This is a genomic window from Christiangramia sabulilitoris (assembly GCF_007050985.1).
Lineage (GTDB): Bacteria > Bacteroidota > Bacteroidia > Flavobacteriales > Flavobacteriaceae > Christiangramia > Christiangramia sabulilitoris.
Map to the genome: position 1 here is coordinate 1 of NZ_VHSF01000001.1, position 13,088 is coordinate 13,088.

Annotated in this window: 5 protein-coding genes; 3 read left to right on the forward strand and 2 right to left on the reverse strand. The window is 41.0% G+C overall.

Annotation, left to right across the window (positions count from 1 at the left end):
• Positions 1-540: PorP/SprF family type IX secretion system membrane protein (locus tag FGM01_RS00005; protein WP_143409071.1), on the reverse strand; the 540-nt coding region annotated here is incomplete at its 3' end.
• A 12-nt stretch (positions 541-552) separates the two neighbouring features.
• Positions 553-9,240, reverse strand: coding sequence for an Ig-like domain-containing protein (locus FGM01_RS00010; RefSeq protein ID WP_143409072.1), 8,688 nt, complete (start codon positions 9,238-9,240; stop codon positions 553-555).
• Between the two features lie 602 nt (positions 9,241-9,842).
• On the opposite strand from FGM01_RS00010, the gene pdxH reads away from it, so the two are divergent.
• Genes pdxH through ppk1 form a run of 3 tightly spaced genes read left to right on the forward strand, consistent with a single transcriptional unit; the run spans position 9,843 to position 13,088 of the window.
• Positions 9,843-10,490 carry a pyridoxamine 5'-phosphate oxidase gene (pdxH, locus tag FGM01_RS00015; protein WP_143409073.1) on the forward strand — a complete coding sequence of 216 codons (648 nt, stop codon included), beginning with the start codon at positions 9,843-9,845 and terminating at the stop codon, positions 10,488-10,490.
• Between the two features lie 3 nt (positions 10,491-10,493).
• Positions 10,494-10,979, forward strand: a complete 486-nt coding sequence (locus FGM01_RS00020) for a SixA phosphatase family protein (RefSeq protein WP_143409074.1) — start codon at positions 10,494-10,496, stop codon at positions 10,977-10,979.
• A gap of 6 nt (positions 10,980-10,985) precedes the next feature.
• Positions 10,986-13,088, forward strand: a complete 2,103-nt coding sequence (gene ppk1, locus FGM01_RS00025; protein ID WP_143409075.1) for a polyphosphate kinase 1 — start codon at positions 10,986-10,988, stop codon at positions 13,086-13,088.

Sequence of the window (13,088 nt, forward strand, 5' to 3'; positions counted from 1 at the left end):
ATTATTGTCATTATTGATCAGTTTAGGAGCCGATCCCCCGATGTACCAGTTCTGGGAGGAGAGATAGAATCCAAGCCCGAAGTTAGGAGTCCAGCGGTTGATCTGATCCTGAAAGAAAGGATCGCTTAATACCTGGGGATCTGTAAAGAGTTCATCCTCGAGGTTGTAATAACTCATCCCGGCCTTTAATCCCAGGCGAAGGGTGACATCATCACTCAAATCCAGACGGTAGGAGAAATCCCCATAGGCATAGGTGTAATTCTCATACCCGGCGTTATCGTTGATGATAGACAATCCCAGTCCCACCTTATCATTGGTAAGGGGAGAGTGCAGGGATAGGGTCTGGGTGGTGGGAGCCCCTTCCAGGTCAGCCCACTGGCTGCGGTGCAGCCCCACCGTGGTAAAGCCGTCTCTACTCCCGGCATAGGCCGGATTGATCGAGATCGTATTATACATATACTGCGTAAACTGGGGGAGCTGTTGTGAAAAGCCATCAGTTGCAATAAATAAGATCAATATGATTAGATATACTTTTTTCATGATGTCTCTTTTTTATTTTGTTCCTAAGTAGATATATCCCTGGATCGGTTCAAATTCACTATTTCTGATCTCCAGAATGTAGTAATAGGTACCGGAAGGCAATTGGTTTGAACTGGTAAAGGAACTTTTAGAAAATCCATCCCAGTTATTCTGATAATTTCTGGCCGTATAAACCTCAGCACCCCATCTGTTAAATATCATGAGATCGTATGTGAAACCACAACCTGAGTCAAGGCCTATCGTAAAGAAATCATTTTGATTATCTCCATTAGGTGTTACCGCTTTAGAAATACTATCCCTTAGATCTTCAATACTACAATCCAACACCACGCAATCATCGTTGATCGAAATACTTACCGTGGTAGTTGAACTACAAACTCCGCTGATTTCATATTCGAAGGAATAGGTAGCTCCAACAACCAGCACTGAAGGATCCACAAAGTTACCATCCAGGGCTCCCGAATTATCCGTGTCTATCCAGGTACCGGTATCATCATATTCTCCAGTAAATAATTCAAATAGATTCAACGGTGAATCTTCAATACATAGCGAGTCAAAACCTCCATTCACAAGGGTTATATCCTGTGCTGCCGGTGGATCTATAGTTATTATAGTTGCAGCTGAAACCTGATCGAATTCATCTTTAGCCGTTACTTCATAGGTACCCGGTTCCAGATCTGTAAATACGCCACTCTCCTGGTAATTCTCACCGTCTATACTATAGGTAAGACCTTCCTGGGTTTCAACTGTAATGATTCCGAAGGGATCTTCACAAATAGCTTCTGCCGAAATTGTCGCTGCCGGAGGAGACGGTGGTTCGGGATTATCTTCTGTGATGGTAACCGTAAATTCACACTCCACATTGTTACCACTGGAATCTGTTATAGAATAACGTACCGTTGTGGTTTCTCCAACCGGGAACTCCTCACCAGAAGCAAATCCTTCAGTTATCACAATCGTTGTTCCTTCACAATTATCAGATACCGTGATCTCATCATAAGTCACTACTAAGAATTCAGAATTAAATTCTGCGGTTAAGGTGATGTTCTCAGGACATTCAATTGCCGGTGATTCATTATCTGTAACAGTTACGGTAAAAGTTGTCGTCGTAGTATTTCCAGCCGTATCTGTAGCTGTATATTCTACAGTGGTGGTACCCACAGGAAATTCTGAACCTGGTGCAATACCATCGGTTTGGACCACGCTTTCTATTCCACAATTATCTGTTGCACCTGGTGTATCGAAATTCACGATGGCGCCACAAGCTCCGGGATCATTATTGACATTAATATCAACCATGTCTTCCATAACTGGAGCTTCGTCATCACTTACCGTAACCGTAAAGCTGCATTCAACAGAGTTACCGGCATCATCGGTAGCGGTAAAGGTAACCGTGGTAGTTCCAACCGGGAATTGTTCTCCCGAGGCCGGACCTGACGTTTGCTCTACAGTCACATTTCCGGAATTATCAAATGCTTCGGGAGTTGTAAATGTTACTACCGCTCCACATTCCCCGGCGTCTACATTCTGACTTATGTCTGAAGGACATTCCAGGGTTGGGTCTGAATCATCCTCAACGGTTACGGTAAAGCTACATTCTGTAGTATTACCTGCATCGTCTGTAGCAGTGAAGGTCACCGTAGTTGTACCCAGGCTGAATTGAGAACCTGAAACCGGCCCGGCAGTCTGCTCTATTGTGGCACCGCAATTATCGGTCACGGTTGCTTCCATAAAGGTTACGATGGCGAATGATTCACCGGTAGTTGTACTTACCGTGATATTTCCAGGACAGTTAAGTTCCGGAGTTTCGGTATCATTAACAGTTACGGTAAAACTTTCGGTTGTACTGTTACCATTAATATCTGTCACCGTATAAGTTACCGTTGTAGTTCCCACTTCGAATTCGGTTCCTGAAGCAGGTCCCTCGGTTACAGTTATTGTTGAAATTTCACAATTGTCTGTAGCAGTCACAATATCATAGGTTACTATGGCGCCACATTCACCCGGATCATTACTTACAACGATATCCTGCATTTCCTCTATTTCAGGATCCTGATCGTCTGTAACGGTCACGATTTGAGAACAGGTAGTAAAATTACCATCATCATCTGTCACCGTCCATGTAACCACAGTTTCTCCTACCGGAAATACGTCCGGGGCATCATTCGTAATGTCAAGATTCGAATCACAGTTATCTTCGGCCGACAGCGTACCAAGATTTACCTCAGAGGCGGTACATAGACCGGCATCTGAAGATACAGATATATCTGCGACACATGCTATGATCACCGGCGCTTCAGCATCAAGTACAGTTACCGTATAACTGCAAATGGTAAAGTTGCCTGCTTCGTCTGTTGCCTTGAATACGAGCACGGTATCGCCCACCGGGAACAAATCACCCGAGGATGGGCCACCAATTTGTTCCATTGTGGCATTTCCAGAATTATCTGAGAATACAGGCATTTCAAATTCATATACCGCTCCGCAGATTCCATTATCATTATTGATGGGTTCGATCACTGGACATACTATTTCCGGTCCGCTTTCATCGCTTACAAATACTGTTACGGTACCTGTATCTTCTCCGCCATTCCCATCTGAAACAGTATAGGTGAAAGTATCTTCACCTGTAAAACCGGGGTCTGGGGTATAAGTTATTACTCCGTCAGGTCCTGTCGTTGTGGTCCCGTTAGGTGGGTCTGAAACGAATATAACTTCCAGGGTATCCCCATCTATGTCCTCATCATTATCTAATACCGGAATATCCACCGATGAATTTTCTTCTGTAACTGCGATATCATCTGTCGCTTCAGGAGCATCGTTCACCGGGTTAACAGTTACAGTAACTGTACCTGTGCTTGAGGTACCATCAGTGTCTGTAATAGTATAGGTGAAAGAATCTGGTCCGTTATAATTTGGATCTGGGATGTATTCAAACAGACCATCAGTGATTTCGGAAACTGTACCATGAGCCGGAGGGGAAGCCAGGTCAAAATTATCTGTATCGCCGCCATCGCCACCAATTTCGTCATTTAGTGAAACATTTACCTGGTTGCCCGCGCCGGTTGTTGAATCTTCATCAACAATTAAAGTATCATCATTAGCCGTTGGTGCATCATCTAAAGAATTCACGGTAATCTGAACTGTTGCAGTAGCAACGTCACCGTCAACATCTGTTAGGTTATAAGTAAAAGAGTCTGCTCCATTATAGTCAGCATTTGGAATATACTCAAATATCCCATCGCTAATTTCTGTAACAGATCCATTTGCGGGTTGGTCTTTTATAGAATAATTATCATCATCACCGCCATCACCACCAATATTATCATTGGCAGAAACATCAATTTGATTTTCAACCCCGGTGGTAGAATCTTCTTCTACAGTTAGAGTATCATCATTTGCTTCTGGCAGATCGTCTACAGAATTAACAGTAATAGAAACGGTAGCCGAATCTGTATCACCATCTACATCTGTAATTAAGTAACTAAATGAATCTGTTCCATTAAAATCTGGATTGGGAACATATTCAAACACTCCATCAGATATTTCGGTTAGTGTACCATTTGATGGCAATTCGTCTATGCTGAAGTTATCTCCATCTCCGCCATCACCACCGATATTGTCATTTACAGAAACATCTATTTGATTATCGCTCCCCGCAGTTGAATCTTCATCTACTATAAGTGAATCATCATTGGCTACAGGAAGATCGTTAACAGAATTTACTGTTATAGTTACTGTTGCCGAATCTGTATCTCCATCGATATCTGTGATTGTATAGGTAAATGAGTCTGATCCGTTAAATTCAGGATCAGGAATATATTCAAAAATACCATCACTTAATTCTGTTACGGTACCATTAGTTGGCAAAGTAGACACAGAGAAATCATCCCCGTCGCCACCGTCACCACCAATATTGTCATTTGCTGAAACATCTATCTGGTTTGAAACCCCTGCGGTTGAATCTTCATCAACATTCAGAGTGTCTGCCACCGCTACAGGTACATCATCGACGTCTGCTACGGTAATTGATACAGTTGCCGAATCGGTATCACCATCTACATCTGTGATGGTATAAGTGAATGAATCTTCACCATTAAAATCTGCATCTGGGATATATTGAAATACTCCATCGGTAATCTCTGAAACTGTTCCATTTTCTGGCTGAGTTTTAATGGAGAAATTATCGTCATCACCACCGTCACCACCAATATCGTCATTAGTTGACACGTCAATTTGGTTGGCTACCCCTGCAGTTGAATCTTCATCTACTTCCAGGGTGTCATCATTTGCAGTGGGAGCATCATCAACAGGTGTTACAGTTACTGTAACTATAGCTGTGGCAGTTCCACCATTACCGTCTGATATGGTATAGGTGAAGGTGTCTTCTCCAAAATAGTCTGGATCTGGGATGTATATCACTGTACCATCAGTATCTATAGAGGTTGTTCCGTTATCTGGATCACTAACCTGGATCACCTCCAGAGTATCGCCATCTACATCTGTATCATTAGCCAGGACATTAATGTTAACCGGAGTATCTTCAGGAGTACTTGCCGGATCATTTACAGCTACAGGATCATCATTTACCGGTGTAACCGTTACGGTTACCGTCGCAGAAGACGTCCCGCCGTTACCATCAGAAATAGTATAAGTAAAGGTGTCTTCCCCATAAAAATTAAGGTCTGGAGTATATTTTATAGTGTTATCGTCATTAATCTCGGTAGAACCATTATCGGGATCACTTACTGTGAAAACGGTAAGGTCATCTCCATCGGTATCCTGGTCGTTTGAAACTACATTGATATCTACAGGCGTATCCTCCGGGGTGGTTGCTTCGTCATTTACTGCTACCGGTGGATCATTGACGATGCCAATAAATACCTGGACAGTGGCAGAATCTGTGCCCCCATTTCCATCTGAAATAGTATAGGTAAAACTGTCCTGGCCATTGAAATTGGCATCGGGGATATATTTGATAGTACCATCGGTATTGACAGTTGCGGTTCCGTTCGAAGGATCACTTTCAATAGAAACATCAAGGTCATTACCATCTATATCTGAATCATTAGCCAATACGTCTATATCTACTTCCTGGTCTTCATCTGTGGAAGCGATATCATCCAAAGCTACCGGAGGATCATTTACCGGAACTACGGTAACTGAAACCGTAGCAGTTTCTGAATCACCATCGGCATCTGTAATCGAATAAGTAAATGAATCTGAACCGTTAAAGTTGGGATCTGGAATATATTCGAATACTCCATCGCTTATTTCAGAAACTGTCCCATTAGTTGGTTGAGTAGTTATAGCAAAATCATCACCATCACCACCGTCACCTCCAACGTCATCATTACCTGTAACGTCTACCCGGTTGGAAGGTCCAGCAGTGGAATCCTCCTGTACGGTCAAACTATCGTCTTGAGCAGTTGGGGTATCATTTACAGAATTTACCGTAACTGAAACCGTTGCCGTATCTGTATCTCCGTCTATATCTGTAATGGTATAGGTAAAAGAATCTGACCCATTAAAATCTGTATCTGGGACATATTGGAATACACCATCAGATACCTCGGTTACCGTTCCATTTGAAGCAGAAGTTGTAAGGCTGTAATTATCTGCATCGCCTCCATCACCTCCAATATTATCATTAGCAGATACATCTACCTGATTGGAAACTCCGGCTGCTGAATCTTCATCTACGGTAAGATTATCGTTATTTGCTACCGGAACATCATTAACTGAATTTACGGTAATAAATACCGTTGCGGTAGCTGTATCTCCATCTACATCTGTTATTGTGTAAGTAAATGAATCTGGTCCATTATAATCTGCATTTGGAATATACTGAAATACGCCATCGCTAATTTCGGTAACAGTACCATTGGAAGCAGCAGTACTTAAACTAAAATTATCCGAATCACCTCCATCACCGCCAATGTCATCATTGGAAGCAACATTTACCTGATTTGCTGTTCCGGCAGTAGAATCCTCTTCAACAGTTAGTGCATCATTTTCAGCACTAGGAGTATCGTTTACAGAATTTACGGTAATATTTACAGTCGCAGAATCTGTGTCTCCATCTTTATCTGTAATAGTATATGTAAAAGAATCCTGGCCAAAAAAGTCTGGCGCCGGAATATACTGGAATACGCCATCGGTAATTTCAGTAACTGTCCCGTTGGAAGCCTGGGATGCTAGGGCAAAATTATTCGCATCACCGCCGTCACCACCTATATCATCGTTAGCAGAAACATCTACCTGGTTAGCTGGACCTGCTGAAGAATCTTCTTCGACAGTAAGTACATCATCATTAGCTGTGGGAGTATCGTTCACCGGATTTACAGTAATAAATACCGTTGCAGTATCTGTATCTCCATCTTTATCTGTTATAGTATAAGTAAAGGAATCTGGTCCGTTGTAATCCGGATCTGGAACGTACTGGAATAAACCATCACTTACCTCGGTAACTGTACCATTGGAAGCTGATGTTAGTAAACTAAAGTCCTCTCCATCTCCGCTATCGCCTCCTATATTGTCATTTGAAGCCACATTCACCTGGTTGGCTGGGCCGGCAGGAGAATCTTCATTTACCACCAGATTATCATTATTAGCAACAGGAACGTCATTAACCGAATTAACCGTAACAGTTACCGTGGCAGTATCTGTATCACCATTTACATCTGTAATGGTGTAGGTGAAAGAATCGCTTCCATTAAAGTTTGCATCCGGGATATATTGAAAAACTCCATCGGTAATTTCAGATACTGTCCCATTAGATGGTTGCGAGGTGATAGAAAAATTATCAGCATCACCACCGTCACCACCTATATTGTCATTCAGAGATACATCTACCTGATTATCTGTACCGGCTTTTGAATCTTCCTCAACCGTGAGGGTATCGTCTTCAGCATTTGGAAGGTCATTAACAGAATTTACGGTAACTGTAACCAGGGCAGTATCTGTTCCGCAGTCACTATCTGTAATGGTATATTCAAAGGTATCTGTACCAAAATAATTGGCATTAGGGGTATATTTTACCTGGTTATTTATAACTTCTGTAGTTCCGTTTGCAGGTTGCCCAGCATTGGTTACAGTTAAATTGTCGTTTTCAGGATCTGTATCATTGTTCAGAACATCTATGATTACGGCTGTGTCTTCATCAGTGGTTTTTTGATCATCTACCGCATCTGGTTTATCTCTTAGCTGTAAAAAAACTTCTGTTCTTTCTTCATTTGTACAATCTCCTGAATCTGCTATTGCCACGGCATAATAACTCACTGTACCCGGCTGACTGAGCGTAGGGGAGTTAGTGGTGTTATTTCCGGTAGCAGAAGTATACCAAAGTAAAGAAGTGCCGCTGGCAGGAATAATTGCGTCGTTAGCATCCAGTATCTGTCCTGAAAAACATTGGTTGAAATTACCATTCTGATAGTCAGAGGTCGTTACAGGAGTTCCTGGTACTGGGGAGATGGTGATATCATAGGTAGAGGTAAGACCAATACAACCGTAACTATCAAAGGTATAGGTGACAGTATAAGTTCCGGGCGCACTTGCCGCGATGTCTATTATTCCGTTAGAAGTATTAATAGCTAAACCACCCGGCGAAGCAGAAAAGGTACCATTTTGCACACCTTCAATAGTTGGCTCATAGGTGATTTCATAATCTTCACAAACTGGATTAGGATCATAACTTATCCTGGCAGCGCCGAAGAAAATATCCACAGGTACCGGTCCAATAAAATCAATAAGGGTAGCACTATCTGATGCCGAAGTCTTTGTTTTCACGAGCAGTGATTCTAATTCTATATCATCGCAGAATTGCCCGGCAATACCTCCAAATATCCTGGTCATATTCAGGCCGGCCTCTACGAACAAATATGTATCATAAACCGCCGCATTGTCTGGAGTAAATGGTTTTTTTACTTCTATGGTATTACCGGCTGCAAATGCATCATTAGCTCCAATGATGGAGGTGTAATCTACATAAGCATTATTTTCCCAAATAAAGAATTGTACAGAAGCGGTTGATCCTCCATTTTCATATTTTACAGAGATAAGGAAGTCTCCTTCTGTCCTCGCTTTACCCGTAGTATTGGTGGTGGTAAACTTTTCTGTAGAAGTATTATAGAATACATTTCCCTGGAAGAACTCAAAATCGAGATAGCTGGTTCCGTTATTGCTTATCCGGTCACTACCCACAAATAACCATTGATCGCCATCGGCGTTCCTGGTGATATGATAGAAGGCTGTACTCATATCTCCTTTAGCCGGACTCGCCTGGGTTCTATCAGTCTTCCAGACTAATGGGTCATCGGTATATTTATTACCGCCTTTAAAAACATAGTCATTATTTGATTCAAACGGATCTCTTACAAATACCGAAGTATTACTATCTACCGGATTACCACTGGCATCAAAAATATAATTGTTTCCAGCATCATAACCAGTTCCATTCCAGAACGGCGCCCAGTCAACACCATCTTGTACATCTTTAGCCGTTAAATTGCCATCAATTTCAAATCGACCAGGGGGATCCAGAATTGGAATGTATTTCTGAGCGAATAATGGATTAAATTGAACTAAACAAAAGAATAGCATCACCAGAATTGGCGCCATTCCTTTACGAAATTCTCTTTTCTGAAAGCCTGTATTAGTTAATTGGGCAATCAAATCACGGTGTGTAGTTTTCCAAATCATATCAATGATGTTTTAGCCTTGTCAAATAAAATATACCATCGCCAATAGCGACTGAAGTGATTTGGGATTGCCTTAGGACATAAGATTCATAACCAGATATACTGTAGGAAGTATATTATCTCCGGTTCCAGGTAAATGTTAGATTCGGGGGAATCGTAAAATTGTAGGTAATAAACACCGGTAATTAGAAAAATTACCATTAGAAGTGGGGGTGACTTATAATTGGTGTTCTTTGGGGTAAAATTATTATAAATAACTCATCCGTAAGATTAACTGGCTGATTATTAGATGAATGATGATATATAATCGATAAGTAACGTAAAATTTTAAACGTAACTGCTTGAAATTGAAAGAAATGGACTCTTAAAATATGTTAAGTTTGTAGGAATTAAGAGAAAATTATAGGGGAAAACCCGTAGAATTTATTTACAATCTTACTTTTTCGTACAGGAATCTCCGTCTTAAAATTTAGGTAGTTAAAGGATTACTTTCTACAATTCAGAAATTACCCCATAATTTCAGAAAAATCGGCTTAAGAATTAAGCAGATTTTTTCTCCCTTGAAGTTTAAACTTGTAAATTGCATCAAACTAACCCAATAATATGCAAAAGGACCTGAAATCTTACCGAAAATCGTACGAAAAAGGGGAATTGCTTGAATCTGATATTCCGGGTGATCCCTACGAATTGTTTCAATCATGGTTTCAACTGGCAGATGAAGCTGAGACTGTGGAAGAAGCAAATGCAATGAATATTGCTACTGTTGGAAAGGATATGGCCCCGGTTTCCCGTATAGTACTGTTGAAGGGTTATAGTAAAGATGGTTTTATATTTTACACGAATTATAAGTCCCAAAAAGGAAAAGCGTTAAGCGAGAATCCTAAATGTTGTTTATCGTTTTTCTGGCCCTCTCTGGAAAAACAGGTGATCATACATGGAGAGGCTACCAAATTATCACCAGAAGAATCGGAAGATTATTTTCATTCCCGACCCCGGGGCAGCCAGTTGGGTGCGAAAGCTTCCGATCAAAGTAGCAAGATTCCTTCCAGAGAATTCCTGGAAGGAAAAATAAAATCCCTGGAGGAAAAATATAAAGGGGAAGAAATACCAAAGCCCGGTGACTGGGGAGGTTATAAAGTAAAACCTTTAAAGATTGAATTCTGGCAGGGCAGGAAAAGCAGGTTGCACGATCGCATACTTTTTACCTCGACAAGCCAAAATAACTGGATTATAGAAAGACTAGCACCATAAGATATGAAGAGATTAGTTTTAGTAAGACATGGAAAATCTTCCTGGGATAATGATCTGCCAGATCATAGACGCCCATTGAAAAATCGGGCATATAAAGACGCAGAAGTTGTGCTGAATTCTTTTCAGAATTTCTATGAGCCAGGAGGCCTGTTCTGGAGCAGTCATGCAGTCAGAGCTCATGAAACAGCTAAAATATTCAAGGAACGTCTAAAGGTTCCTGACGATCATTTCGAGGTAAAAGAAGAATTATATACCTTCAACCAGAACGATCTCCTCTCTGTTATTCAATCATGTGGAGATGAAACAGATAAGCTAATAGTGTTTGGCCATAATCCTGCGATGACCATCCTCGTGAACTCCCTGGGGGATAAAAGAATTGATAATTTACCTACAACCGGTCTGTGTGTAATAGATTTTGAGGTAGATTCGTGGGAGGATATTCGAAAAGGCAAAACGATTTTAACTTTAATGCCAAAAAATCTCCGATAGTATTTTATGGCAGAGAAACGTTATATAAACAGAGAATTAAGCTGGCTGTCTTTTAATGCCAGAGTTCTACAGGAAGCCGCAGATGAAACCGTTCCCTTAATTGAAAGACTTAGGTTTCTGGGAATATTTTCAAATAACCTGGATGAATTTTTTAAGGTGAGATATGCTACCGTAAAGCGTATTGACCTTGCCGGTAAAGCAGGAAAAAAAGTTCTTGGGGGAATTAAGGCTAATAAATTACTGGAAGCGATCACGAAAATTGTGATAGATCAGCAATCTGAAAGTTTGAAGATACTTGATGACATTCAAACCAAGCTGAAATCTCATAATATTCATGTTATTAATGAAGACCAGGTGACGCCTAACCAGAAGGAATTTATTAAAAATTTCTTTCTCAGCAAGGTGAGCCCGGCACTGGTTACCATCATTCTTAATGATCTGCCGGAAATGCCCTCGCTTAAGGATAGTGCGGCATATTTAGCGGTAAAAATGGTAATGTCTGATGATACCGAACCTTCCCAGGGAATTTCAAAAATCATAAACCGAAAGGTCAATGAAAAGCGCTATGTTCTTATCGAGATCCCACGTAACATCGAAAGATTTGTAGTTCTGCCGGAAGAGAATGGTAAGCAATATGTTATTCTGCTGGATGACCTTATAAGATTCAATCTCAATACCATATTTAATATTTTCAGCTACGAAAGCCTTTCGGCGCACATGATCAAGATCACCAGGGATGCTGAACTCGATCTGGATAGTGACCTGAGTAAAAGTTTTATTGAAAAAATATCTGATAGTGTAAGAGATAGAATAAAAGGAGATCCCGTAAGATTCGTTTATGATAAGAACATCGACAGTGATACACTTACTTACCTGATGAATAAGATGGGTATCGATTCCACCGATAGTATAATTCCCGGTGGGCGTTACCATAACAGGCGGGATTATATGGGATTCCCCAGCCTTGGTGGTCCGGAACTACAATATGAAGTCAGAGAACCATTACCAATTCCCGGCCTTATCTTACAGACCAGTGTACTAAAGGGGATCGCCGAAAAAGATTATCTGTTATACACGCCTTATCAAAGTTTTGCTTACGTGGTGAAATTCCTAAGGGAGGCGGCGCTGGATCCCAGGGTGAAAACCATTAAGATCACCATTTACAGACTGGCTAAAATATCTCATATCGCCAGCTCATTGATCAATGCTGTTAAAAATGGCAAAAAGGTGACCGTCCAGATTGAACTCAGGGCGCGATTCGATGAAGTAGCGAACATTCGTTATGCTGAACAAATGCAGGAGGAAGGGGTTAACCTGATCTTTGGCGTGCCCGGCCTGAAAGTACACTGCAAAACCTGTGTTATCGAGAGGGAAGAAGACGGGAAATTGAAAAGATATGGATTTATAAGCACCGGGAACTTCAACGAAAGTACTTCAAAGGTATATACAGATTACACGCTTTTCACAGCCGATCCGGCAATTTTGAGGGAAGTAGATATGGTGTTCGATTTCTTTGAAACAAATTATAAAGTTAACAAGTATAAGCATCTTATTGTTTCGCCGCATTATACCAGGAATGTGATTTATAACCTGATTCAGAACGAGATTGATAATGCGAGAAACGGCAAACCTGCAGGAATAAGATTAAAACTGAACAGCCTTTCAGATAACGGTGTTATTGAAAAACTATATACAGCCAGTAAGGCCGGAGTAAAAATAAAGCTAATTGTAAGAGGAATTTGCTGCCTGGTACCGGGGATAAAGGGCCTTAGTGAAAATATTGAAGCTATTAGTATAGTAGATAAATTCCTAGAGCATCCGCGTGTTTTCATATTTGAGAATAATGAAAACCCAAGGATCTATATTTCTTCAGCAGATTTTATGACCAGAAATCTGGATCAAAGAGTTGAGATTTCCTGTCCTATTTATGATGAAGATATTAAGCAGGAACTTATTGAAACTTTCGAGATTAGCTGGAATGATAATGTGAAAGCCAGAAACCATTGTCCCGGAATAGAAAATCCTTATCGGGAAAATGACAAACCTGCCTTGAGGTCACAATTTGCATTATATGATTACTATTTAAGAAAGACAGACATTCAGGAGTAA

Excerpts from the sequence above, each read along its gene's own strand:
- pdxH (WP_143409073.1), top strand. The coding sequence starts at position 9,843 with ATGCAAAAGGACCTGAAATCTTACCGAAAATCGTACGAAAAAGGGGAA.
- FGM01_RS00010 (WP_143409072.1), bottom strand. The coding sequence starts at position 9,240 with ATGATTTGGAAAACTACACACCGTGATTTGATTGCCCAATTAACTAAT.
- ppk1 (WP_143409075.1), top strand. The coding sequence starts at position 10,986 with ATGGCAGAGAAACGTTATATAAACAGAGAATTAAGCTGGCTGTCTTTT.
- FGM01_RS00020 (WP_143409074.1), top strand. The coding sequence starts at position 10,494 with ATGAAGAGATTAGTTTTAGTAAGACATGGAAAATCTTCCTGGGATAAT.